Annotated in this window: 21 protein-coding genes, 1 tRNA gene and 1 other annotated feature; all 22 genes read right to left on the reverse strand. The window is 42.5% G+C overall.

Annotated elements, in window-relative coordinates:
* Positions 1 to 252 precede the first annotated feature (252 nt).
* The 22 genes from lonB to ACFPU1_RS07810 all read right to left on the reverse strand — a co-directional run bounded on the left by lonB (position 253) and on the right by ACFPU1_RS07810 (position 25,646).
* Positions 253 to 1,929, reverse strand: coding sequence for an ATP-dependent protease LonB (lonB, locus tag ACFPU1_RS07705; RefSeq protein ID WP_385939896.1), 1,677 nt, complete (start codon positions 1,927 to 1,929; stop codon positions 253 to 255).
* A 178-nt stretch (positions 1,930 to 2,107) separates the two neighbouring features.
* Positions 2,108 to 3,379, reverse strand: a complete 1,272-nt coding sequence (gene clpX / locus ACFPU1_RS07710; RefSeq protein ID WP_100399797.1) for an ATP-dependent protease ATP-binding subunit ClpX — start codon at positions 3,377 to 3,379, stop codon at positions 2,108 to 2,110.
* A 611-nt stretch (positions 3,380 to 3,990) separates the two neighbouring features.
* On the reverse strand, positions 3,991 to 5,316 hold the full coding sequence (tig, locus tag ACFPU1_RS07715; RefSeq protein WP_385939898.1) for a trigger factor: 1,326 nt from the start codon (positions 5,314 to 5,316) through the stop codon (positions 3,991 to 3,993).
* Between the two features lie 157 nt (positions 5,317 to 5,473).
* On the reverse strand, positions 5,474 to 6,508 hold the full coding sequence (locus tag ACFPU1_RS07720) for a tetratricopeptide repeat protein (protein WP_385939900.1): 1,035 nt from the start codon (positions 6,506 to 6,508) through the stop codon (positions 5,474 to 5,476).
* Between the two features lie 191 nt (positions 6,509 to 6,699).
* Positions 6,700 to 7,287, reverse strand: coding sequence for a 3-isopropylmalate dehydratase small subunit (gene leuD / locus ACFPU1_RS07725; RefSeq protein ID WP_054635079.1), 588 nt, complete (start codon positions 7,285 to 7,287; stop codon positions 6,700 to 6,702).
* Positions 7,288 to 7,309: 22 nt separating this feature from the next.
* Positions 7,310 to 8,719, reverse strand: coding sequence for a 3-isopropylmalate dehydratase large subunit (leuC, locus tag ACFPU1_RS07730; RefSeq protein WP_385939902.1), 1,410 nt, complete (start codon positions 8,717 to 8,719; stop codon positions 7,310 to 7,312).
* A 35-nt stretch (positions 8,720 to 8,754) separates the two neighbouring features.
* Entirely contained in the window at positions 8,755 to 9,855 is a 1,101-nt protein-coding gene (gene leuB, locus ACFPU1_RS07735; RefSeq protein ID WP_385939904.1) for a 3-isopropylmalate dehydrogenase, read from the reverse strand.
* A gap of 30 nt (positions 9,856 to 9,885) precedes the next feature.
* The gene (locus ACFPU1_RS07740; protein ID WP_385939906.1) at positions 9,886 to 11,433 is read right to left on the reverse strand and encodes a 2-isopropylmalate synthase; all 1,548 of its coding nucleotides are present in this window, start codon (positions 11,431 to 11,433) and stop codon (positions 9,886 to 9,888) included.
* Positions 11,420 to 12,445, reverse strand: coding sequence for a ketol-acid reductoisomerase (gene ilvC, locus ACFPU1_RS07745; protein ID WP_465309831.1), 1,026 nt, complete (start codon positions 12,443 to 12,445; stop codon positions 11,420 to 11,422). Before ilvC ends, ACFPU1_RS07740 begins: the two co-directional genes overlap by 14 nt.
* A gap of 29 nt (positions 12,446 to 12,474) precedes the next feature.
* On the reverse strand, positions 12,475 to 12,996 hold the full coding sequence (gene ilvN, locus ACFPU1_RS07750; RefSeq protein WP_054635081.1) for an acetolactate synthase small subunit: 522 nt from the start codon (positions 12,994 to 12,996) through the stop codon (positions 12,475 to 12,477).
* The gene (gene ilvB / locus ACFPU1_RS07755) at positions 12,993 to 14,720 is read right to left on the reverse strand and encodes an acetolactate synthase large subunit (RefSeq protein ID WP_054635082.1); all 1,728 of its coding nucleotides are present in this window, start codon (positions 14,718 to 14,720) and stop codon (positions 12,993 to 12,995) included. The genes ilvN and ilvB overlap by 4 nt, the downstream gene beginning before the upstream one ends.
* Positions 14,721 to 14,860: 140 nt before the next feature.
* Positions 14,861 to 15,130, reverse strand: a binding site (T-box leader).
* A 7-nt stretch (positions 15,131 to 15,137) separates the two neighbouring features.
* A complete protein-coding gene (gene ilvD / locus ACFPU1_RS07760; RefSeq protein ID WP_100399807.1) occupies positions 15,138 to 16,805 on the reverse strand; it encodes a dihydroxy-acid dehydratase in 1,668 nt (555 codons plus the stop codon).
* 29 nt (positions 16,806 to 16,834) lie between these two features.
* Positions 16,835 to 17,740: a branched-chain-amino-acid transaminase gene (gene ilvE / locus ACFPU1_RS07765; RefSeq protein ID WP_385939909.1), complete on the reverse strand. Its 906-nt coding sequence runs from the start codon at positions 17,738 to 17,740 to the stop codon at positions 16,835 to 16,837.
* Positions 17,741 to 18,465: 725 nt separating this feature from the next.
* Positions 18,466 to 18,542 (reverse strand) — tRNA-Arg (locus ACFPU1_RS07770).
* A 111-nt stretch (positions 18,543 to 18,653) separates the two neighbouring features.
* Positions 18,654 to 19,157, reverse strand: a complete 504-nt coding sequence (locus ACFPU1_RS07775) for a metallophosphoesterase family protein (protein WP_385939911.1) — start codon at positions 19,155 to 19,157, stop codon at positions 18,654 to 18,656.
* A 16-nt stretch (positions 19,158 to 19,173) separates the two neighbouring features.
* A complete protein-coding gene (locus tag ACFPU1_RS07780) occupies positions 19,174 to 19,764 on the reverse strand; it encodes an XTP/dITP diphosphatase (RefSeq protein WP_385939913.1) in 591 nt (196 codons plus the stop codon).
* The gene (gene rph / locus ACFPU1_RS07785) at positions 19,733 to 20,530 is read right to left on the reverse strand and encodes a ribonuclease PH (protein WP_054635083.1); all 798 of its coding nucleotides are present in this window, start codon (positions 20,528 to 20,530) and stop codon (positions 19,733 to 19,735) included. Before rph ends, ACFPU1_RS07780 begins: the two co-directional genes overlap by 32 nt.
* Before the next feature lie 179 nt (positions 20,531 to 20,709).
* Positions 20,710 to 21,804 carry a GerMN domain-containing protein gene (locus ACFPU1_RS07790; RefSeq protein ID WP_385939915.1) on the reverse strand — a complete coding sequence of 365 codons (1,095 nt, stop codon included), beginning with the start codon at positions 21,802 to 21,804 and terminating at the stop codon, positions 20,710 to 20,712.
* 340 nt (positions 21,805 to 22,144) lie between these two features.
* On the reverse strand, positions 22,145 to 22,951 hold the full coding sequence (gene racE / locus ACFPU1_RS07795) for a glutamate racemase (protein ID WP_100399812.1): 807 nt from the start codon (positions 22,949 to 22,951) through the stop codon (positions 22,145 to 22,147).
* Positions 22,952 to 23,004: 53 nt separating this feature from the next.
* Positions 23,005 to 23,451, reverse strand: coding sequence for a MarR family winged helix-turn-helix transcriptional regulator (locus ACFPU1_RS07800; RefSeq protein WP_054635085.1), 447 nt, complete (start codon positions 23,449 to 23,451; stop codon positions 23,005 to 23,007).
* Between the two features lie 213 nt (positions 23,452 to 23,664).
* Positions 23,665 to 25,383 (reverse strand): phosphoenolpyruvate--protein phosphotransferase, encoded by a 1,719-nt coding sequence (ptsP, locus tag ACFPU1_RS07805; protein WP_385939918.1) that lies wholly within the window; start codon positions 25,381 to 25,383, stop codon positions 23,665 to 23,667.
* Positions 25,383 to 25,646, reverse strand: coding sequence for a phosphocarrier protein HPr (locus ACFPU1_RS07810; protein ID WP_054635086.1), 264 nt, complete (start codon positions 25,644 to 25,646; stop codon positions 25,383 to 25,385). Before ACFPU1_RS07810 ends, ptsP begins: the two co-directional genes overlap by 1 nt.
* Positions 25,647 to 25,746: the final 100 nt, after the last annotated feature.

The following is a 25,746-nucleotide window of genomic DNA, read 5'->3' on the forward strand; positions in this document are numbered from 1 at the left end:
TCTTCAACAGGAGAAAAAGCTTTCTTCTTCGCCTCGTATTTCTCTATTTTCTTATTGTTATGCCTGATTATATTGAAAACCGGCAGCTAAAAGTTTCTGAAATATAGGCATGTACCTATGTATAAAAAGCCCGCTTACCATGAAAAAGAACAGCATTGCGGGCATTTTTAATTTACCGCTTACAAGGTCTTTATTAATTTTATCTTACTGAATCTGCCTTTGTCTATCTAGAGCCCTGTCCTTAAAGCTGTCCTATATGCCGATGGGAGAAAAAGATCCCGTTGCCGGCACTACGGCTTCCTCTTCATTTTTCTCTCTCACTTCTTCTACTAGTGCAAGCTTCATGACTTCGTTAAGGCTAGCGACAGGTATCACATTGAGGTTATCATGGCGGTGCAGGACAGTTTGATCATTCTCTTTCGGAATAATCACAGTATCAGCACCAGCTTTAAGGGCAGCTTCTACCTTAGGCACAACGCCGCCAACAGGCTTCACGGATCCCATAATCCCGATTTCACCAGTCATTGCAATTGTATTTTTCACTTTTAACCCTTTTATCGCAGAATAAATGGCAATTGCCATTGCCACACCTGCTGACGGACCATCAACGGGTGTCCCTCCTGGAAAATTAATATGAATATCGTAATCCTGCACAGGAACATGAAGCGACCGCAATACGGTTAATACATTTTCAACAGAACTTTTGGCCATGCTTTTTCTGCGGATGGAACGGATTTGTGTCCCGGAATTCTCTTCCTCCGCAATCCCTGTAACAGTAATATCTCCTTTACCTTCTACTTTTCTGGCCGTTGCTTCAATCTCTAGCAGCATTCCCATACCCGAACCATACACCGCAAGTCCATTTACATACCCCACAGCAGGGTGCTCATGAATTTTCCGTTCAGGTCTCGGGGTTAGTCTGCTGGAATGGACAACCCATTCTATGTCACTTGCTGTTATAATCTTTCGGTTATCTCCGGAAGCAAGGCCAGAGGCAATTTGGATTGTATTGACTGCTTCCCGGCCGTTTTGTGCATATTTAGCAACAAGTTCTAGGGCTTTCTCTTCAATGTCAATTCCCATTTTCTCTGAAGCCTTTTTGGCAATGACCTGCATTTCATCTGGCTGAAGAGCTCGAAAAAAGATTTCTAAACAGCGTGAGCGAATGGCCGGCGGGATTTCTTCCGGGTTTCTCGTCGTTGCCCCCACAAGGCGAAAGTCAGCCGGAAGGCCATTTTGAAAAATATCATGTATGTGGCGGGGGATTTGTTGATTTTCTTCATTATAATAAGCACTTTCAAGAAAAACCTTTCTATCTTCCAGTACTTTTAACAGTTTATTCAATTGGATGGAATGCAATTCGCCAATTTCATCAATAAAAAGCATTCCTCCATGGGCTTTCGTCACGGCTCCCTGCTTGGGCTGAGGAATTCCCGCCTGTCCCATCGCTCCCGCTCCTTGGTAAATAGGATCATGTACTGAACCAATTAACGGGTCAGCAATACCTCTTTCATCAAAGCGTGCAGTAGTACCGTCCACCTCTACAAACACTGCTTCTTTTGAAAAAGGAGAGTGCGTATTTTTTTTTGCTTCTTCAAGCACCACTCTGGCTGCAGCTGTTTTCCCCACGCCTGGCGGTCCATACACAATAACATGCTGAGGGTTAGGGCCGCACAGGGCTGCTTTTAAAGCTCTAACCCCTTCTTCCTGTCCGATAATTTCATCAAAGTTTCCTGGCCTGACTTTTTCAGATAAAGGTTCGCTTAGCTTTACCGATCTTAGCTTACGTAGTTGATCCATTTCTTTCCGAGACTCTCTGTCAATAGAGACTCGTTGTGTTCTTTGATTTTTTAGCAGGTTCCAAAAATACAGGCCGATGATGATTCCAAAAACGAGTTGGATCAACAAAGCCACAGCCGTAAAATTCATGGCAGATCCTCCTTCATGATCTAGTCTCAGTCCCTGTTAGTATTGCTTGAGGTCCTGCAATTCATTCAAAGGGATACCAGAGATGATAAAAAGGAATGGATCTGCTGTATGTATTAAGAAAAGGACATTGATAATAAAAAAACAAAACACCCCGGAAGCCCGGGGTATTCCTATGTGATTACGCACTTTCCTTTGGTGACTTTAACGTTACTTCTTCGCCTTCTTTTGTTTTCAGGATTGGAGTTCCTTCGCCCGTGACACATTCCGCTGTGATCGTGCATGTAGCAATTTCCTCTTTTGAAGGAAGATCATACATGACATCAAGCATGATGCCTTCAATAATAGATCGTAGACCACGCGCTCCAGTTTTCCTTTCAATTGCTTTACGTGCAATTTCTCTAAGAGCTTCCTCTGAGAATTCAAGTTCTACTTCATCAAGCTCAAGGAGCTTTTGATATTGTTTAACTAACGCATTTTTTGGCTTGGTAAGAATTTCAACGAGTGCTTCCTCATCAAGCTGTTCAAGACTTGAAATAACTGGAAGCCTTCCGATGAACTCTGGGATTAAACCGTAACGAAGCAAGTCTTCCGGAAGTATTCTGCTCAAATACTCGTCTTTTTCAAGGTCTGCTTTTTCAGACTCTGATCCAAATCCAATCACTTGCTTGCCAAGACGTTGTTTAATGATCTGATCTATTCCGTCAAAGGCTCCACCACAAATAAAGAGAACATTACTCGTGTCAATTTGAATAAATTCCTGATGAGGGTGCTTTCTTCCCCCTTGAGGCGGAACACTTGCTGTTGTGCCTTCAAGAATCTTTAATAGTGCCTGCTGTACACCCTCACCGGAAACATCTCTAGTAATAGAGGGATTTTCTGATTTTCTGGCTACTTTGTCTATTTCGTCAATGTAGATAATGCCTTTTTCCGCTTTTTCCACGTCATAGTCAGCTGCCTGGATTAGCTTAAGAAGAATGTTTTCAACATCCTCCCCTACATAACCGGCTTCGGTTAAAGAAGTGGCGTCAGCAATGGCAAACGGTACATTTAAAATTCTTGCCAACGTTTGAGCTAGCAAGGTTTTCCCGCTTCCGGTAGGCCCAATCATACAAATATTACTCTTAGCAAGCTCAACGTCTTCCGATGTTTTGGCCCCGGAATTTACCCGCTTATAGTGATTATAAACCGCAACAGACAAAGATTTCTTAGCTCTTTCTTGCCCGATTACGTAATCATCCAGGATCTCGTTTATTTCGTATGGTTTTGGAATTTCTTCAAACTCCACTTCCTCTTCAGTGCCTAATTCTTCTTCTACAATTTCCGTGCAAAGCTCGATACACTCATCGCATATATATACACCAGGACCTGCTACTAGCTTCCGAACCTGATCTTGTGTTTTTCCGCAAAAAGAACATTTCAGCTGTCCTTTTTCTTCATTGAATTTAAACATTCTTGTCACCCCTTACTTATATATTGTACACGAGAATCCTATCTCTAGTACAAGGAAAAAGCATTGAAAATTCTTTGGTCTGTGCAAGTATTTAAGAAGAAGAAAGAGTCCTTTCTCTATCTAAGCGGGACAATCTATTCTCTTTATAGCCTTACGCTACGAAGTCAAAAAGATTCTTCATTTCGTTATCTTCCCTTCACAGACTTCATGTAGGCTGAAAGACCGCACGCTGGAAGATGATGTTCCTGAATTGTATCACACATACAAGCTGATTAGAAACATTATACCTAAAGGGTTCTTTTTTCCTCTTTTTCCTGCTTTTCAACCTTTTTAAACCAAAAGGGAACTCATATGTAAACCTGCATGCTTTAAGCCAACCATTGAAAGTGTTAGCCTCATTTCTATGTATTATACCTTTATCATGTAAGATAAACTTCATATTTCTTTACATTCAATAAGAACCGCCAATTTCCTCTTTTTATACAGGAAAAAAAGAAATATTATGTGCAAAAAGTATAAATGTTATGAATTTATACTATCAGCCTCTGTTTTTTTAGAAGAAGAAACAAGGCACGTTAGTCCGTGCCTTGTTAATGCTTTTATCTATTAAATTACGCCTCTTCACTCTCAGCTTCTTCTTTCTTTTCTACAACCTTGCTGTTTTCTACAAGGAGGTCAATGGCTTTTTGCACTTTAAGATCACCTTTTAACGCGTCATCTCCGCCTTGCATAGCAAGAAGATTTTTAATCTCATCTTTTGAGCGCTGGTACGTTTCAGCCATTTTTTCAAGCTCTTTATCCACATCTTCATCAGATACTTCAATGTTCTCTGCTTCAGCGATTGCTTCAAGAGTAAGGTTCATTTTCACACGCTTTTCTGCTTCTTCCTTAAATTGCTCTTTCATGCCTTCTTCGTCTGTTCCAGAGAACTGATAGTACATATCCATTGACATTCCCTGTGCCTGGAGACGCTGGCTGAACTCCTGCATCATACGGTCTGTTTCCGTGTCGATCATTGCATCCGGAATATCAATTGTCGCATTTTCTGCTGCTTTTTCTACAACCGTATCACGTTCGTGATGCTCTTTGGCATGCTCTTTATCATGCTTCAGACGTTTTTCAATATCTTGTTTTAATTCTTCAAGACTTTCAACTTCTTCATTTACGTCTTTGGCAAACTCATCATCAAGTTCTGGCAGCTCTTTACGCTTGATGTCATGAATTTTCACTTTAAAGGTAGCTGCTTTGCCTGCAAGATCTTCAGAATGGTACTCTTCAGGGAAGTTTACCTCAACATCTTTTTCTTCGCCTGCTTTAAGTCCGACAAGCTGCTCCTCAAAACCAGGAATGAATTGACCAGAACCAATTTCCAGGGAATAGTTTTCAGCTTGTCCGCCTTCGAACGCTTCACCATCCACAAAGCCTTCAAAATCAAAGACAGCTGTGTCGCCTTCTTGAATCTCGCCATCTTCCACAACAACAAGTTCAGCATGCTTTTCCTGAAGCTGTTTCAGTTCATTTTCAAGATCTTCGTCAGCCACAGAAATATCAAATTCTTCGACTTCAAGACCTTTGTATTCACCCAATTCAACTTCCGGTTTTACCGTAACCGTTGCTTTGAATGTAAGGTTTTTTCCTTTTTCCATTTCATCGATATCAATTTCAGGGCGATCCACAGGCTCAATTCCTGTTTCTTCGACAGCCTCTGAATAGGCTTGCGGAAGAAGAATATCCAACGCATCCTGATACAAAGATTCAACACCGAATCTTTGTTCGAAGATCCCGCGTGGAACCTTTCCTTTACGGAATCCAGGTACGTTAACTTGCTTACGTACTTTTTTAAACGCTTGGTCCAGGGCTTCATCGACTTTTGCCGCATCTACATCAACGGTTAGTATCCCCTGGTTTCCTTCTAACTTTTCCCAATTTGAACTCATTTATACTTTCCCTCCAAGTTTCATAGGTTGATTCTCAACTATACGCTTCTTTTACAACCACTACATTATAACATAATAACCTTTCATTTCAATGATAAATGGGTCTGTGGCAAGGACAGGTAAAATATTCATATGTTTGTGGTTCATTGAAATACTACTAAGTAAGAAACTCTTCCGTATTTAACTGTTGCAGCTCCTCTTTTAACTTTTGACAGCGACTCTCATTCGTTTCATATAAACGTGCGATCTCCTGAACGTCTGGCTCCTGCCCAAAATGTGTTGCAGCTTCATGGTGAATAGCCGCCGCCCAGCCTCCTGCTTCCCTTGGTTCTAGTGAAAAAGGATAATAATGCAGGGAAATTTGCTTTAAAAGGTGATGAGCTGTATTAAATAATGAAGGATCACTTTGACCCAGGTGTTCATCTAAAAGTGAAAAAATTGAAGGAACGGGTTCGAGTTCCTCAAAGGAAGGCAGCTCTTCAGGAACGACAGTTATTCCCACTTCTTTTTTCACTACCGTCACTTCTTTTGATACTCCCCGGTCTTTTAAGAGAAGTAATATGAAGCTCTTAATGACAGGGAATGTCTTCTCAGATTTCATTACTTGCTCAAAGTCTCTCAATTCTATGGAGGACTTTTCTCCTTTTAAAAGAGACAATGCTTGCCACTGCTGCTCAAATGAGCCACTTGTTAATAAATGTAAAGCTGTATCTGCAGCCTCACTGCTCATTTGCAGTTCTTCTTCATCTTCTACAAGTGTCTGACTTTGTTCATCAGCCTCTATCATAGATTTGGATAAAGCCATCATTTCAAAAAACGGCTCAGCTAAATGAGCGGGAAATCTCGTTTCACTTTGGACGGCTTCAAGAGTGCTGACTACCTTTTTGTATTCTCCCAGTTGCGCTAAAATGGATATATAAACTTGAAGCACCTCAAAATATTCTCCCTTTGCCTCCTGGAGCATTGTCTCTGCTAAACGTTTTCCTTCTTTTAAGTCTCCAGCATCTGCGTATGCTAAAAGAAGGCCATACGAAGCTTGCTCATTATCGGGGTCATGGGCCAAAGCTTCTTGAAACATTTCAACCCCTTCTTTTGGGTTGCCCTTTTTTAAATGATCCAGCCCACGTTCAACTAACGTGTTAGCAGCCCCCGGAAATTGAATGATCTTTCCCTTTTCATTTTCCTGTCCCATACTATAGGCCTCCTGCCAGCATTTCCTCATTGTATCGCTAGTGTAGCAACTTATGTATATAAAAACAAACCAATAGTGTACATTTAGATTTTTTTCTATAACTTGTCTTTATATTATGGTTCAGTATGTGAAAAGCACAAGTGTGTTACCAGAGAAAAGAGGCAGCCGCTATGGATGCCTCTTTCTTAGTGTTATGCTTGAACTTTTTCTTCATATGCTGAAATATCTTCACCATATTGGAGAGTTAGACTGATTTCGTCCCAGCCTTTTAACAGCATTTCTTTCCAGTAAGAGTCAACTTCAAAACTAGTTTCATACCCGCTTTGATCTTTAACCGTTTGATTTTTCAGGTCTACAGTTATTTCATTTTGCTCAGCCTTACTGTTTTCCATGAGAGTATATACTGTCTCTTCAGGCAAACGAATGGGAAGGATACCATTTTTAAAGCAATTATTGTAAAAAATGTCTGCAAAACTAGGTGAAATAATAACCTTAAATCCATAGTCCTGCAGCGCCCATGGTGCATGCTCTCTTGAGGAGCCGCAGCCAAAATTATGATCAGCAATCAGGATACTTGCTCCTTTTGCTTCTGGCTTATTCAGTTCAAAATCTTCATTGTCTGTGCCGTCAGCATTAAAGCGCCAGTCAAAAAACAGGTATTGACCAAAACCGGTACGCTCTACTCTTTTTAAAAATTGCTTGGGGATAATCTGGTCTGTATCCACATTTACTCTGTTTAGTACTGCCGGTTTTCCAGTATGAACAATAATCGGTTCCATGCTTCCACCTTCTTTGTATATATTAAACTGGTGTATTTTCCAACGTTCTTACATCAACAAACTTTCCAGTAACAGCTGCTCCGGCAGCCATTGCAGGGCTGACTAAGTGGGTACGTGCTCCTTTTCCTTGGCGCCCCTCAAAATTTCTGTTAGAGGTAGAAGCACAACGTTCTCCTTCAGGAACAAAATCAGGGTTCATGCTTAGACACATACTGCATCCTGACTCGCGCCATTCAAACCCGGCTTCTGTAAAAATTTGATCCAAGCCCTCAGCTTCAGCTGCTTTCTTAACATTCTGGGAGCCCGGTACAACGATAGCTCTGACTCCATCTGCAACCTTGCGTCCCTTCGCTACTTTTGCAGCTGCTCTTAAATCACTGAGACGAGAGTTTGTACAGGAACCAATGAACACATGCTGAATTTCGATATCCGTTACCTTAGTGCCTGGTTTTAAATCCATGTATTCCAAAGACTGCTGAATTGCTTTCTTTTCAACACCCTCGGCTTGCTCAGGATCCGGCACTTGTCCGTTAACTCCGATGCCCTGGGAAGGATTAGTTCCCCATGTAACCATAGGCTCGATTTCCTCACTGTTGATTTCTAATACTGCGTCATACGCAGCTCCTTCATCAGTGGCAAGGTCTTTCCATTCCGCTACTTTCTTCTCAAACTCTTCTCCACTTGGCACTTTCTCTCTGCCTTCCAAGTAATCAAAAGTTACCTGGTCCGGACTGATTAATCCTGCTTTTGCACCCGCTTCAATTGACATGTTACAGATGGTCATTCGTTCTTCCATCGTTAATCCTTTGATCGCTTCGCCGGTATACTCTACGACATGTCCTGTGCCGAAATCGACACCGAATTTAGCAATGACGGCAAGAATAATATCTTTAGCAGTAACCCCATCTTCAAGTCGGCCATTGACCCGGACTTCCATCGTTTTTGGTTTAGACTGCCATAACGTTTGAGTAGCCAGGACGTGCTCCACTTCACTTGTGCCTATGCCAAATGCCAAAGCTCCAAACGCTCCATGAGTAGATGTATGACTATCACCACAAACGATTGTTTTACCAGGATGCGTCAGGCCCAGTTCGGGCCCGATCACGTGAACGATTCCATTATTCGGGCTATTTAAATCAGCAATTTCAATGCCGAATTCTTCACAGTTTGCTGACAGAGTTTCCATTTGTTTTTTGGCAATCGCATCTGTGATATTTAACCGGTCCGTGGTAGGAACGTTATGATCCATCGTTGCAAATGTTAAATCCGGACGGCGAACCTTTCTCTCAGCCAGACGAAGTCCTTCAAAAGCCTGGGGAGATGTTACCTCATGAACCAAGTGTAAGTCTATATACAAAAGATCCGGCTTTCCCTCTTCCGCTTTGACAGTATGACGGTCCCAGATCTTTTCTATAATAGTTTTTGGTGCCATTATGTTCCCCTCTCTTTCCTTCCAATTATCATTGATTATGAACTTGGCGCTGCTTTGACCTGCTTGCGCAGAAGATCAATTACTTTTTCAGTCATTTCTTCTGTGTTTAATACTTTATCTTCCGGCTTTGCGATGTCTCCGGTACGATGTCCCTGAGTCAGCACTTCAGCTAGAGCAGCGTCAAGAGCTTCTGCTTCTTCTACCATATTAAAAGAATACTTTAACATCATTGCTGTTGAAGCAATGGTTGCTAACGGATTAGCTTTTTTCTCTCCCGCGATATCAGGAGCTGAGCCATGTACTGGTTCATAGAGGCCAGGACCTCCGCTTCCAATGCTTGCCGATGGAAGCATTCCTAAAGAACCGGTCAGCATGGATGCTTCATCACTTAAAATGTCACCGAACATATTTTCTGTTACTACAACATCAAATTGCTTCGGATCTCTGATAAGCTGCATGGCTGCGTTATCCACAAGCATATGCTCAATTTCAATCTCCGGATAATCCTTGCTGACTTCCTCAGCTACTTCTCTCCACAGCCTGCTCGTTTCCAGGACATTTGCTTTGTCAACAGAAGTCACTTTCTTTCTTCTTACTTTGGCTAAGTCAAAAGCACGACGTACAATTCTTTCAATCTCTGAACGCTTATAAGAAAGAGTATCTACTGCTGCTTCCTCGCCGTCTTCCTGACGACGTTCTTTTGGATCTCCAAAATAAAGTCCTCCTGTAAGTTCACGCACGATCATTAGATCTACTCCATCTACCACTTCTTTACGAAGCGTAGAAGAATCAGTTAGACTTTCATGACCAGTAACAGGACGAAGGTTTGCAAAAAGATTCAAGGCCTTTCTCAAGCCTAATAATCCTGTTTCAGGACGCATATCACCTGGAAGAGTATCCCACTTCGGCCCCCCTACAGCGCCCAAAAGTACTCCGTCACTTTCCTTACATGCATTGACTGTCTGTTCAGGGAGAGGAGTATTTTCTTGATCTATAGCAACTCCCCCAATTTTTTCGTAATTATAATCAAATTTGTGGCCATATAAAGCCGCCACTTCATCAAGCACTTTAATAGCTCCCTCTACTACTTCCGGGCCTATTCCATCCCCGGGAAGGACAGTAATACGTTTATTCATGTACATTCTCCCCTTATTGGTTTGGCTCTGTTAAATTTGAACTTTTTCAGCTTTTTGTTCTTCTCCGCTCTTACGGTTTAAAATCCGGTTTACCGCATTGATATACGCTTTAGCTGACGCTTCTAACACATCATGGGCTGTGCCTCTTCCCGTAGACTCAATCCCTTGAAATTCAACCTTTACAAACACTTCAGCTAACGCATCTCGGCCCCCGCTGATCGATTGAATCCGGTAGTCTGTTAAGGTAACCTCTTGCCCGATAATCCGCTCTAGAGTGTTGTAAACAGCTTCTACACTACCAGAACCTGTTGCAGCCTCCTGGATCACTTCGTGGTTAGGATTTCTCATGGTTATCGTAGCCGTTGGTATATTGTTCGTCCCGTAATTAACCTGAAGGGTTTCCACCTCAAAATACTTAACAGCCGCTCCAACCTTTTCATCAGTCATAAGAGCGAAGATATCCTCATCAGTGACTTCCTTTTTCTTATCTGCCAGCTCTTTAAAGGATTTAAAGACTTTGTTTATCTCTTCATCAGAAGCTGTGTAGCCTAGGTCCCTGACTTTTTCTTTAAAGGCATGACGTCCGGAAAGCTTTCCAAGAACCATTCGGTTTGCGTTTACACCGACAAGCTCAGGAGTGATAATTTCATAAGTTGTCTTCTCTTTCAACACGCCGTCTTGATGAATGCCAGATTCGTGAGCAAACGCATTGTCTCCCACAACAGCCTTATTATTAGGGACTACCATGCCAGTTAATTTACTTACCAGGCTGCTGGTTTTCTTGATTTCATGTAGCGTTAACCCCGTGGTAGCCTGATAGAAATCATTTCTGATTTTCAATGCTACTGCAATTTCTTCCAGGGAAGCATTGCCCGCACGTTCACCTATCCCATTAATGGTGCACTCTACTTGCTCAGCCCCGCCTTCAATCGCAGCAAGTGAATTCGCAACAGCCATTCCAAGATCATCATGACAGTGCGCTGACAGCTTAGCTTTGTCACTATTAGGAACATTAGTCTTAATATAGCTGAACATGTTCTTTATTTCTTCTGGAGTGATGTATCCTACAGTATCAGGAAGATTAATAACCTCCGCTCCTGCGTCAATGACTTTTTCTATAATTCTGACAAGGAAGTCTAAATCAGATCGGCAAGCATCTTCCGCTGACCACTGTACATGAGGAAACCTCTTTTTAGCGTACGTAACAGCTTCTACTGCCTGCTCGATGACTTGGTCAGGAGTCATTTGCAGTTTATGAGTCATATGAATGGGCGAAGTGGCTATAAATACATGCAGTCTTGGTTCAGCCCCTCCTTTTAACGCTTCCCACGACACATCGATATCTTTTTTCAAAGAACGAGATAAACCCGTTACAGAGCTTCCTTTTACCTGATCAGCTATCGCTTTTACTGACCTGAAATCTCCTTGGGAGGAGGCAGGAAATCCTGCCTCAATAATATCAACACCGAGCCGCTCTAACTGCTTGGCAATTTCCATTTTTTCTTCAAAGTTTAAATTAACTCCCGGAGACTGTTCTCCATCGCGAAGTGTCGTATCAAAGACGTTAATTTTTTGCACTTCCTACCACTCCTTTAGATCGTCCTTTAACAAATGGCATCATTTCACGCAGCTCACGACCCACTTCTTCGATAAGGTGCTTGTTTTCTCTATCATTTGTTGCATTAAACTCTGGGCGGTTAGCCTGGTTTTCAAGGATCCAGCCTTTAGCAAATTTTCCGGTTTGAATGTCAGAAAGAATCCCGCGCATAGCATCTTTTGTATCCTCTGTAACAACACGTGGACCTGCCTGGAAATCACCCCATTGTGCTGTATCAGAAATGGAATAACGCATTCCTTCAAGGCCGCCTTCGTACATAAGATCAACAATTAGTTTTAATTCATGTAAGCACTCAAAGTAAGCAACCTCAGGCTGATATCCTGCTTCTACTAAAGTTTCAAAACCAGCTTTCACTAATGCGGAAGTACCACCGCAAAGTACTGCCTGCTCACCAAACAAATCTGTTTCTGTTTCCTCTTGGAAAGTAGTTTCAAGGATTCCAGCTCTTCCGCCGCCGATTTGCTTTGCATAAGCAAGAGCCAAGTCTTTTGCATTTCCTGTTGCATCCTGGTATACAGCAATAAGTGCCGGCACGCCAGCTCCATCTTCAAATGTACGTCTTACAATGTGCCCCGGACCTTTTGGAGCGACCATAAACACGTCAACATTTTCCGGAGGAACAACCTGGTTAAAGTGAATATTGAATCCGTGTGCAAATACAAGAGACTTACCTTCAGTTAATTCTGGCTCGATTTCATTTTTGTATGTGGTTGGCTGATATTCGTCTGGAAGAAGCACCATAATTACATCAGCTTTGGCTGCAGCTTCACGCACGGTAAGTACTTCAAACCCATCTTCTTCTGCTTTATCCCATGATTTTCCTGGACGAAGACCGATGACTACGTTTACTCCACTTTCGCGAAGGTTTTGGGAATGAGCATGGCCCTGAGAACCATATCCTACTACTGCAACTGTCTTGTCTTGTAATACTGCCTCGTTAATATCTCCATTGTAAAATACCTTTGCCATAATAAATCTCTCCCTTTTTTTATATAATTTAGTTAATTGATGATAGAATACCTTGAACCCTCAAAAACACTTTTCTTAGTGCCTCGTTTGAAGGCGGTAATCCCAGTTCTTGCTAGCTCTTTAATTCCATAAGGCTTTAACAAATCAATAAGAGCTTCCACCTTTTGGTGGTCTCCTGTCACCTGAATCGTGACACTTTCTCTGCCAACATCAATAATTGAAGCTCTAAATGGAGCAGCAAGGGATGCTAGTTCCCCCCGGTGCTGGGGAGAAGCAACCACCTTAATTAATGCCAGCTCTCTTGCAACAATTGCTTCGTCGGAAATGTCACGGACTTTTAGTACGTCCACCTGCTTATTAAGCTGTTTGATCACTTGGTCAAGAGACCGGTGATCATCAACATTTACCACAAATGTCATCCTTGAAATAGATGGATTCTCAGTGATTCCTACAGTGATACTCTCTATGTTAAAATGCCTTCTGGCAAAAAGCCCGGTAATTCGGTTTAACACACCAGATGTGTTGTTAACAGTAGCTATGATTGTTCTTTTCATGGTTTGATCCCCTCCATTTCGTGATGCCCTTTTCCTGGGGCGATCATAGGATAGACATTTTCATCCTTCTTCACTCGGAAGTCCAACAGCATCGGACCATCGTATGCCATTGCTTCACGAAGCACCTCTTTTACCTCACTTGGATCATCAACCTTCTGAGCTTTAATGCTGTAAGCCTCTGCTAGTTTGACAAAGTCAGGCTGGATTGGAAACAGAGAATTTGAGTAGCGTTCTTCATAGAAGAGCTGCTGCCATTGTCTGACCATTCCAAGAGATGCATTGTTAACCAGGATTATCTTCACAGGGAGGTTAAGCTCCTGAAGGATAGAAAGTTCCTGGGCTGTCATCTGGAAGCCCGCATCCCCCAGCACGGATACCACTGGAGTCTCCGGTTCAGCAAATTGTGCGCCGATGGCTGATGGGAAGCCAAATCCCATAGTGCCTAAACCTCCGGAAGTCACCCAACGGTTTGGCTTATTGAATTTATAATACTGCGCAGCCCACATTTGATGCTGGCCCACATCAGTCGTAACAATGGCTTCTCCCTCAGTAACCTCATATACCAATTCCATTAATTCCTGAGGCTTAATAATCCCCTCTTCTTTTTCGTACCAGAGAGGATATTCCTGACACCAGGATTTCACCTCTTTCTTCCACTCATCGCATTGAGAAGGCTTGCCATTAGCTTGAATCATCATTTCCAGTGCCTTTTTCGCATCTCCAACAACAGGGATCTGGGTATCGATATTTTTTCCGATTTCAGCGGGATCAATATCGATGTGCGCCACTTTCGCTTCTGGAGCAAAATGAGCCAGGCTGCCTGTTAGACGATCGTCAAATCGAGCTCCCACATTAATCAAAAGGTCACATTTATGAAGAGCCATGTTTGCGGCATACATTCCGTGCATACCCGCCATTCCTAGAAAGAGTTCATGATCTCCAGGAAAGGCTCCCAATCCCAACAGAGTACTGACCACTGGAATCTGCTGCTGGTCAACATAGGAGAAAAGCTCTGAAGAAGCATGGGCATGGAGGATGCCTGCTCCTGTTAAAATAACCGGTCGCTTAGCTTCCGTCACAGCATCTGTCAGCTTTTTGATTTGAATCTTATTCGGCACCACAGTCGGCTGGTAGCCTGGAAGCTCAAGCTTTTGATCATAGTCAAACAAACCACTATCTACAGATACATCCTTAGGCAAGTCAATGAGGACTGGTCCAGGTCTACCCGTAGTCGCAATGTGAAAGGCTTCCTTAATCACACGAGGCAGTTCCTTAATACTGCGCACTTGGTAGTTGTGCTTTGTAATCGGCATGGTAACACCGATCATATCAGCTTCTTGGAAAGCATCCGTACCGATAACAGAAGTTGCAACCTGTCCTGTAATGACAACAAGAGGCAGTGAATCAATCATTGCATCTGCGATGCCAGTTACTACGTTCGTTGCCCCGGGCCCAGAGGTAACAACACATACACCAGGCTTCCCAGACACTCTGGCATAACCTTCAGCTGCATGAATGGCGCCCTGCTCATGCCGTGCCAAAATATGGCGAATGCCTGTGCGGTAAATTTCATCATATGTTGGGAGAATTGCTCCTCCCGGATACCCAAAAATTACATCAACATTTTCCTTAGCCAGTGCACGGATAAGCATACTTGACCCTGTGATTTCTTGGTTTTCTTCTTCCATTCGCATTTCTTTTTTCTCCTCTGCTTTCGTACTCATGATTGCCTCCTCCTTATATGTGGTTTTCTGACATTCTACTCCAGGAAGTATGACTATTTATCTGCATTTTTCACTTCTAACTGCGCTTATCAAGGCATGAAAAAAACCTTCTCTCCCCTATAAAAGCCGAAACAATCGACTAAAGGGGTGAAAAGGTCTCCTTTCCACGGTACCACCCTTCTTCACAGCACACAGATATTGCACTGCCTCAGCGGCGACGAAATCATCGTCGTCTCTTTTTGATAACGAGTAAGAGAACTTATGTCACTTACTCGGCCGGTATTACTTGTCGCCTTTCATACCGACACTCAGAGGTGAGTTCACTATTGAAGGAAGCACCGTATCTCAGCATCCACGGCTCTCTGTTGGTTCCTTTTTCAATAGCTACTTTTCCTCTTCTGCGTGTTTTTTATGAAATTAGTACTTCATTACTCCGCCAGTGTTAGCAGAAGTAACTAATTTAGAATAACGGGCAAGATACCCTTTTTTCACTTTTGGTTCCGGCTCCGACCATCCTTCCATTCTCTCAGCAAGTTCTTCGTCTGATAGATCTACATGTAATCCTCGATTAGGAAGGTCGATTGTTATTTTGTCCCCACTTTCGATAAATGCAATGGGTCCTCCTTCAGCAGCTTCCGGCGAAATATGACCAATTGATATGCCCCGCGATGCTCCTGAAAAGCGTCCATCGGTTAACAAAGCAACCTTTGTTCCTAGCCCCCGTCCGCTTATAGAGGAAGTCGGTGTAAGCATTTCTGGCATTCCCGGCCCGCCTTTAGGTCCTTCATAGCGAATGACCACTACGTGCCCTTCTTTAACGGTCCCGTTGTTAATGCCTTCAATTGCTTCGTCCTGGGATTCGAAAACAATGGCTTCCCCTTCAAACCTTTTAATAGAAGGATCAACAGCTCCAACCTTTATTACTGCCCCATCAGGAGCAAGGTTTCCGTATAAGATGGAAAGACCGCCCACAGGGCTGTATTCATTGCCTTTGCGCCTTATCACGTCATCATTCAGAATTTCTGCATCTTTTACGTTTTCGTAAATGCTTTTTCCTGTGATTGTGATCCTGTCAGGATGTATAGCTCCATCAATTTGTGCCAGCTCTTTAATAATCGCTGATACTCCCCCTGCTTTATGGACATCATCCATGGAATAATCAGAAGCAGGACTAATTTTACTTAAATAAGGGACTCTCTCTGCGACCTCGTTAATTCGTCGGAGATCATAGTCGATTTCTGCTTCATTTGCGATGGCCAGAGTATGAAGTACTGTATTAGTTGACCCGCCCATTGCCATATCAAGAGCAAACGCATCATCAATCGTTTCTTTTGTAACGATATCTCTTGGACGAATATCCTTTTTAATCAACTCTACCAAATGCTTAGCTGCATCCTTGATCAACTGATGCCTTTCTTCAGATGTGGCTACCAGTGTTCCGTTTCCAGGAAGTGCCAAGCCTAGCATCTCCATTAACGAGTTCATAGAGTTAGCTGTGAACATTCCTGAGCAAGAACCGCAAGTAGGACAGGCAGACTGCTCAATTTCGAGAAGCTCTTCCCTTGTCATTTTGCCTGACCCTACAGCTCCAACTCCTTCAAAGACAGAAACAAGAGAAAGGGATTTTCCTTCTTTTGTTCTTCCGGCCTCCATTGGCCCACCAGAGACAAAAACGGAAGGGACATTGGTTCTTACTGAAGCCATAAGCATTCCCGGCGTGATTTTGTCACAGTTAGGAATAAAGAACACTCCGTCAAACCAATGGGCATTAATCACTGTTTCTGCTGCATCACAGATAATCTCTCTGCTGGGTAGAGAATATCTCATCCCTATGTGCCCCATTGCTATTCCATCATCCACTCCAATGGTATTGAATTCAAATGGGATAGCTCCCGCTTCACGGATTGCTTCCTTCGCCACTTCAGCAAATTTATTTAAGTGCATATGTCCTGGAATGATATCTATATAAGAATTACAAACACCGATAAACGGCTTATCCATATCCTCTTCTGTTACCCCTGTAGCTCTAAGCAGGCTCCGGTGAGGAGCGCGGTCAATCCCTTTTTTTATCATGTCGCTTCGCATCTTTATCTCTCCCACTGCATCTCTCTCTGCTATCCTACTTCTACTTCTGATTCTTTAGAGTAAACTTTGACTCCGTCTTCTACGACTTTTTGACGGAAAGCTTTCAGTAAACGCTGTGTCTCTGGACCAGGTTTTCCCTCTCCAATTTCACGGCCGTCGACTTTTACAACCGCAATGACTTCAGCAGCTGTCCCTGTTAAAAATACTTCATCGGCTGTGTAGACATCATGTCTGGTAAATGGCTCTTCTTTTACTTCGTAGCCCATATCTAGAGCAAGGTCCACAATTGCGTTTCTTGTAATTCCTTCTAGTGCCCCGATGTATCCTGGAGGAGTTAACAATACGCCTTTTCTCAAAATAAAGACATTGTCTGCGGAACCTTCTGCTACATACCCTTCATTGTTCAGCATTAATGCTTCACTTACTCCTGCCAGACTGGCTTCTATCTTAACTAATATATTATTTAAATAGTTTAGAGATTTCACTTTTGGGCTCAATACATCCGGTCGGTTCCTCCGAGTAGCCACTGTGACGATTTCAAGCCCTCTTTCATATAATTCTTTAGGATATATGGCAAGCTCTTCAGCTATTACAATCAGCTGCGGCTTTGCACAGGTAGTTGGATCTAACCCCAGGTTTCCTACTCCACGAGAGACCACCAGGCGTATATATGCATCCCGCAATGCATTTTTTTTGAGGGTTTGAACAATAATGTCTGTTAATTCATCCATTGTGTATGGAATATTCAGCATAATTGATTTAGCTGAATTGAAGAGACGCTCTAAATGCTCTTCTAGTTTGTAGACATTCCCATGATATACGCGTATCCCTTCAAACACTCCATCTCCATAAAGAAAGCCGTGATCATAAACAGAGATCTTAGCATCTTCCTTTTTTACAAACTCTCCGTTTAAATAGATCCATTGTTCACCCACTCTAATCACCCCTGATGTCTGCTTAAATATTCGAAAAAATCTAGCTAATAATAGGTTCACAAATTATATCATTATTGCCCTTTTGTTCTCCTGCAGAGGGCAATTGTTCTTCTCTTGACTACAAAATGTGTTTGACGTTTATAATACGCCCATTAGGGGAAGTGGTCAACCACTTTTTAAAAATTATCCGACGATTCAAATTATATAATTTCTTATGATAACGCTTTCAGTATTATTGTTAAAGGGTTCAATGTCTTCATTTTTTTATATTCATTAATTGAATGTTGTGTAAAAAGAAAAAAGACTTTCCTGGTTGTAAGGTCATGAAAAACATAGAGGGAGGGGAAGGGATATAATATCAATATAGTTTTATGAAACGAGACCATACAGACTCTGGGGTAAATGCTTACTAAGTCGCACGTAAAGCATGAAATGAAAAATAAAGGCTTTGTTACCTTTTATTGTTGGTTTTCCCTTTCACGAAAGGTATAAATACAAAAGCATTAACAATTCACGACATTCGCATTCACGGTATCTTCTATGCCACGGGCATTGTTTCAGCTTCCAGCCTCTTCTTCCGCTAATGCTATTTCCGAAGGCGTCGCGGGCTTTTATTTATAATCAAATGACTTTTAAAAATTAACAATCACCTTTATTAGAGCCAAAACTAAAAAAGCCTTCCTTGTTGTGTAAGGAAGGCTAGAATATTATGTAAGCAATATAAGTGGCGTCCCAGGAGAGATTCGAACTCCCGACCGACGGCTTAGAAGGCCGTTGCTCTATCCTGCTGAGCTACTGGGACATGAAAATAAGCAAGAACTCATCGGCGACATATATTAATATAACTCATCAGCCGCTAACAGTCAAGGGGGAAATAAAGGAGAAAATAAAAAAATCTCCTTTTCCCTTTGAACTAAAATTTTCTGGATAATTCCGTTATTTCTTTTCCGCTTCCCTGCTCATAGAAAGAAACCGATAAAACCTTATTATTCTCAGCTTCTACGATAGCATATGAAGGGACAGGATAGCCGCGAGGCAAAAGCAGGCTGCCTGGATTTACATAAACGACTCCATTCTCCTCAAGTACACCTGCTTGATGCGAATGGCCAAAAAAAGCAACGTTTGCTCCTGCTTCTTCGGCCCGGTAAGTCAAAGAAGCAAGACTCATTTTGATGTTATATAAATGGCCGTGAGCTACAAGAACCGTCAGATCCCCTAATTGTTCAACTCGTTCCTCAGGAAAATCCCCTATGTCACAATTCCCCTTTACAGCCAGCACTCCTTTAAGTTCAGGAGCGTCCGTCGACAATTCAGAATCACCGCAATGAATCACATGCTCCACTTCCTGATGGCGCATCTTTACCTCTGTTACTTCTTTTTTGACCCCATGGCTGTCACTCATTACTAGCAGCTTCACACATAACCCTCACTTTTTAAAGAATATCTTTCCATCTTTTTTGCAATTTTTCTAACGCTCGTTTCCGGTGACTGATTCTGTTTTTCTCTTCAGGAGGCAGCTCTGCCATCGTCTTGCCCAGCTCTGGCACGTAAAAGATTGGATCGTATCCAAATCCTTTGTCCCCTTGCTTTTTTTCAGTGATTACACCGTTAACTATACCTTCTACAACCAGAGTCTCCTTGCCAGGCACCGCTACAGCAATGGTACTAACAAAGCGGGCACTTCTTTGATTAACCGGAACGTATTTCAATTCCTGCAGAACCTTTTCCATGTTTTTTTCGTCACTTTTCTCTTCACCTGCATACCTTGCAGAATAGACACCAGGCCTGCCCTGTAATGCATCTATTTCCAATCCGGAATCATCTGCCACTGCAGGGGAATTAAAAGCTTGTGCTGCAGCCTCTGCTTTGATCTTAGCATTTTCAGCAAAGGTTTCTCCTGTTTCGGGTATATCTTCAAATTCCACGTCTAACAATGAAGTCACTTTTATATTTTCCCCTTCAAGCATTTCTTCCAGTTCTTTAATCTTTCCCTTATTTTTTGAAGCTAGAATGATCTTTTTCATCCGTTGATTCCTCATTCTTTGTTTTCGTGTTAATTAACGCAGAAGCATCTCCAATTGCTTCTCTTTGGATAAGAAATAATTCCTTTATCCCTTTTTCACCAAGCTCCAGCAGGTGATTAAGCTGCGCTCTGGAGAATGTAGCTTCCTCTCCTGTACCTTGAAGCTCTACAAATTCACCATTACCGGTCATTACGATATTCATATCCACGTCCGCAGCGGAATCCTCTTCATAGCATAAGTCTAGCAACTCGCCTCTTTCAGGGTCAACTCCTACAGAAACAGCAGCTAAATATTCCTTTACAGGAAGCTCTTTCAGTTTGCCATTATCCACGTGACCTTTCAGTGCAAGGACCATTGCAACAAATGCTCCGGTGATTGATGCCGTTCTTGTACCGCCATCTGCCTGAATTACATCACAGTCTACCCAGACCGTTCTTTCTCCAAGCTTGCTAAGTTCCACTACAGAACGAAGAGCCCGCCCAATTAACCTTTGGATTTCCATTGTTCTTCCTGTAAGCTTGCCTTTTGCTGCTTCTCGTATGTTTCTTTGTTCCGTAGCCCTTGGAAGCATGGAATACTCAGCGGTTACCCAGCCTTTCCCTTCTCCTCTCATAAATGGAGGCACCCGTTCCTCAATACTGGCTGTACAGATAACTTTCGTATCTCCAATCGTTATAAGCACGGAACCTTCCGGGTGTTTTAAAAAGTCATTATCTATTGTTACAGGTCGTAACTGGTTTGTTTCTCTGCCGTCTATCCTTGTCATCTTGTTTGCCTCCTCGTCTTCAAGTATCTCTTTCTTTTGACCGCCTTATGTATATGTATTACACTATCTCCAGCAAGAAAAAACAGGAAATTTCCGCTTAGGAAAATGAAAGAAGGCAGCTTAAGCAGAGCCACCTTCCCTGATTCCTAATTGATTATAGCAGACTTTGATTAGAAGTTCTAAAATTCTCCTGTATTGACCTGGGCAGGTCTGGAAACAGGCTCGGCCAAAACCTCACCAGAAGTAGTCAGAACTTCATCTGTCCCCTCTACACTGACTGCTACTTCCTCGATACCCTCCAGTTCAGTAAAGGAAAGTGCCAGAGTGTTCAACACATGATTTGAAATCGCAGTACCTTCAAGTTCGCTTAAAATCTGGTCATTAAAAGTAAGAGAGACAACGCCACCTTCAACAGTCGGTTCCTCTGTTAACTCTACTCCATTTCTAAAGTCCGATAACAAAGAACTCTCGTGCTCTGGTCCCTCCAACAATTCTTCAACAACACTCTCCATTTGGTCTTTTTCCCGGTCTACCCTGCGAGTGACTGGGACATAGTATACTTCCTCTCCCTTTTGAGAGAGGAAATACACTGAAACACTTTCACTCTGGGTGAGATCGCTTGCGTTTCCTGTTTCAAGATTGATCCCATTCGACCGGCTTAACCCATCTCCAATAGGCGTTTCATTTACAGGCATTACTTCTTGATCGTAGCCATTAATCCTAATTTGAACTTCCTCTACGTTTTCAAATTGTGTCAATGTCCATGTAATGGATTGAAGGATTGATAATTCTTTATCTGCCGGGTATTCTTCGAATTCTGGAGAAAAGTCCGCCACTGCTGTTCCGTCCTCTGTTAAATGAACATCTATCTCTGTCCCGGGAGGCAGTACGGCTTGAAAGCCATTTGGAATCATTTGAGTAACAGGGCCATCAATAACCAGGTATTCTAACGCCTGTCTAAGCGCCCCCTCCTCTTTTGGCAGCGACAAGGTTTGGGGAACAACCATCCCATCTTCGTCTAACAAATATATTTCTCTATCAACAGTTTCCTCACTTATTTCTGCTGATCCCTCTTCTGATTCTGCTCCCTCTTCTTCAGAGGTGCCGTCGACCTCGTTTCCTGCCTCCATTTCTAAATCAGTCCCCTCATCTATATAATCAATTTGAGGGGAGTCCATTTCTTGACCAGCTTCATTATTCCCAAAGCCGCACCCGCTTAACAACAGACCAAGGACAGCTGCTCCAGACACCCCTTTGATGATTGCTCTCTTCATGATCTATTCCCTCCCATACCTGTTTGTACTTTTATGTATACGAGTACCAGGTTGAAATAGACCAAGCATTTTATACAGGGGCCGTATTGATAGCAAAAAACCTTCATCTAGAGCTTGAAAGGTATTGTCACAAAAAGGGGAGAGAGATGCCGGCTAACGAACTGCTTTGCTGCCTGTGAGCAAAAGAAACGATGATGGGAATGAAAAAGGCGGGACTGAGAACATGTTACGCCCTAAAAGCTTGAACTTTCTTAACATATTCCAAGAACTGGTAATATGTAAAAAGAGGGTTTCGCCAACAAGATAAACTGTTGGGAAACCCTCTTAACCCTTATTAGTATTATGATATGGCTTCCAAAGTAATGGGATTCACCTTATCTATTTTTACATCCAGCCAGCGGTTCGCGATCGTGCGAAACTGTTCAGAAGACCCTGTCGTATAAAAAATATGTTCAGGCTCACGGTCACTTGTAAACTGAAGACCATTGTGATAAAGCAAAGTACTTACTTCCCTGGCCGTTTCATCTCCAGAAGAAATGAGTATAATATCATCCCCGACGGCTTGTTGAATGACATCGTAAAGAAGTGGATAATGGGTGCACCCCAGAATTAAAGTATCAAATGATTTCCCTTTTAACGGAGCCAATGTTTGCTTTACAATAGTTAAAGCTTCTTCCCCTTCACACATTCCTTGCTCAACAAGAGGAACAAACGGAGGGCACGCCAAGCTTTCTATTTTTATTTGTGCGTTTATTGTCTTAAGTGCCCGTTCATATGCCCGGCTCGTTATCGTACCGTTTGTTCCTATCACTGCCACGTGGTCTGTCTGAGTCAGCTTTAGTGCTGCAATGGCACCAGGCTGAACAACGCCGACCACAGGAATAGGAAGTTCCTGTCTTACTTCCTCAAGAACCACAGCTGTGGCTGTATTACAGGCAATCACAAGCATTTTTATATCCTTGTCCATCAACCGGTCTATCATTTGCCACGTATATGTACGCACTTCTTCAGTAGGACGAGGCCCGTATGGACAGCGAGCAGTATCCCCGATATATATCATCTTTTCTTTAGGCAGCTGTCTTGCTATCTCTTTTGCAACAGTTAAGCCACCAAGCCCTGAATCAATTACACCAATTGGTTGGTCCACTTACATTCCCTCAATTTCTATATGATTTTACCACTTACGAGAAGGAAAATTTTTCATCCTCGCTGGTCATTATCTATCATCACCTGGTGAAGGGACGAAAGGTTCTTCTCTAGTGAATTCACTTCTTCTTCGGAGAAATGGATGAGTACATCTGCTAAATACTCCTGTCGTTTTCGTATGACTTCCCGGATAATACTTTCCCCTTTTTCAAGAAGATGAATCCTGACAACACGACGGTCTTTTGTATCTTTGACTCTTTCAACAAGTTCATTCTTCTCCATTCGATCAACCAAATCCGTTGTGGTGCTGCAGGCAAGGTACATTTTGTTAGATAAATCTCCTATGGTCATATCCCCACTTTCATGGAGCCATTGTAAGGCTACAAATTGAGGGGGAGTAATAGGAAACTGGTCTAATATTTCCCTGCCGCGCTGCTTTACAATATACGATACTCTTCGCAAGGATTTTTCTATATCTGCAACTTGGGTTTTGTCCGCCATTCTACAGCCTCCCGAGATTTACAATCTGGTTTTATTTTCTCTGTTTTCTTTTGAAATTGCAAGCCTTTAAGAGGAACATTACGTGAACTCCGAGTCTTACTTTCACTATATGCAGCGGCGAAAAAAAAGTCATTTCACCCATAAAAAATGCCGCCTGCTTACTTCAGGCGGCATGGTACTCTGGCAGGATGTCCTAAAACAGGAAAGGTTGAACTAGATAAACCCTTTTTCTTTTACTAACTCTGCCACTTCATCAGCTGTAGATAACGTTAAAGCTTCCTCTACTAGCTTTTCTGCATCTTTTTTAGTTAAGCTTCTTATTTGTGACCTGGCTGGAAGCACAGAAGTGGCACTCATACTAAATTCATCCAGTCCTAGACCTAATAAAAGGGGAACGGCTGTTTCTTCCCCAGCCATTTCTCCACACATTCCTGCCCATTTTCCTTCCTTGTGAGCTGCTTCAATTACACTTTTCACCAGTCGTAAAATGGCAGGATGGTAAGGCTGATATAAATGTGATACTTTTTCACTCATACGGTCAGCAGCAAGTGTATACTGAATTAAATCATTAGTGCCGATGCTGAAAAAGTCAACTTCTTTTGCAAACAGTTCTGCTGCCACAGCTGTGGAAGGTATCTCTACCATGATTCCTACTTCAATATCCTCGGAAACATCGATGGCTTCTTCAATCAGCTGTTCTCTTTCTTCTGCTAAAATCATTTTAGCCTGCCTAACTTCTTCTAGAGTGGCTACCATGGGAAACATGATTTTCAAGTTTCCATAAGAACTTGCCCGTAAAAGAGCACGAAGCTGTGTACGGAAAATATCTGTCCGTTCCAAACATAGTCGAATCGCTCTAAATCCTAAAAATGGGTTCATTTCTTCTGGAAGGTCAAGATATGGGAGCTCTTTGTCTCCTCCAATATCAAGGGTACGGATGACTACCGGTTTGCCTTCCATCTTTTCGACTACTGTTTTATACGCTTCAAACTGCTCTTCTTCTGTAGGAAGCTGGTCTCTTCCCATATACAAAAACTCCGTACGGTACAATCCAATTCCTTGAGCTCCATTGCTTAGCACACCCTCCATGTCATTTGGAGTTCCAATGTTGGCTGCCAGCTCTACTTCATGGCCGTCCTTTGTTTCTGATGGTTCATTGATAAGCTTTTCCCATTCTTTTCGTTGAGCGTTGAATTTTTCAAGCTTTTCCCGGTATTGTTTGACTACCTCTTCTTCCGGGTTGATGAGCACATCACCTTCCAAGCCGTCTACAATAACAAGATCTCCGTTCTTCACTGTCTCTGTAGCATTTTTTGTTCCTACCACGGCAGGGATTTCCATGGAACGAGCCATGATAGCAGAATGGGACGTACGCCCGCCAATGTCCGTAGCAAACCCGCGAATGTATGTTAAGTTTAATTGGGCAGTATCTGAAGGCGTTAAATCTTCAGCGATAACTACTGTTTCTTCATCAATTGTAGCTAAACTTGTGTTCTCTACACCTAAAAGGTGAAGAAGAACCCGTTTAGATACATCACGGATATCGGCAGCCCGTTCTTTCATATATTCGTTATCCATGTTTTCAAACAAGGAAACAAACGTGTCAGAAACTTCTTTCATCGCAAATTCAGCGTTCACGTTGTCGCCTTTAATTTTGTTCGTGACTCCATCGATAATTTCCGGATCTGACAAGACAAGAAGATGAGCTGAAAAAATCTCAGCCTTGTCTTCTCCCATTTCTTTTAACGTCTTCTCTTTAATGAGCTGGAGTTCTTCTTTGGCTTTATCAAGGGAGTTGTTAAAACGCTTAATCTCTTGATCCGTATCTGTTACTTCCTTCTTTGAAAGATCCATCTCCGGTGTTTCCAATAAGAATGCTTTGGCAATTGCAATGCCTTTAGAGGCGGCAATACCAGTAAGGTTTAAAGACATTATTCTCCTAACCCCTCTTTAATTACTTCTGCCACACCGTTAAGCGCTTCTTCTTCATCAGAGCCCTCTGCTTTCACTGTGACTTCTGCTCCTTTGCCAACTCCAAGAGACATGACGCCCATGATTGATTTTAAGTTCACAGATTTACCGTTGTATTCCAAGGTAATGTCAGAAGAGTACTGACCTGCTTTGTTGACAAGCTGTGTTGCCGGCCGTGCATGAATTCCAGTTTCATCAGTAATTGTAAACGTTTGCTCTTGCATGATAATAACCCCTTTACTATTTGTTTTATTTTAGTGAGTAAGGAATAAGGAAGCCTTCCTGTTATTTATAATGTCCTTTACTTACGTTACCACAAACATG

It is taken from the genome of Thalassorhabdus alkalitolerans (genome assembly GCF_042656525.1).
Classification (GTDB): domain Bacteria; phylum Bacillota; class Bacilli; order Bacillales; family Marinococcaceae; genus Thalassorhabdus; species Thalassorhabdus alkalitolerans.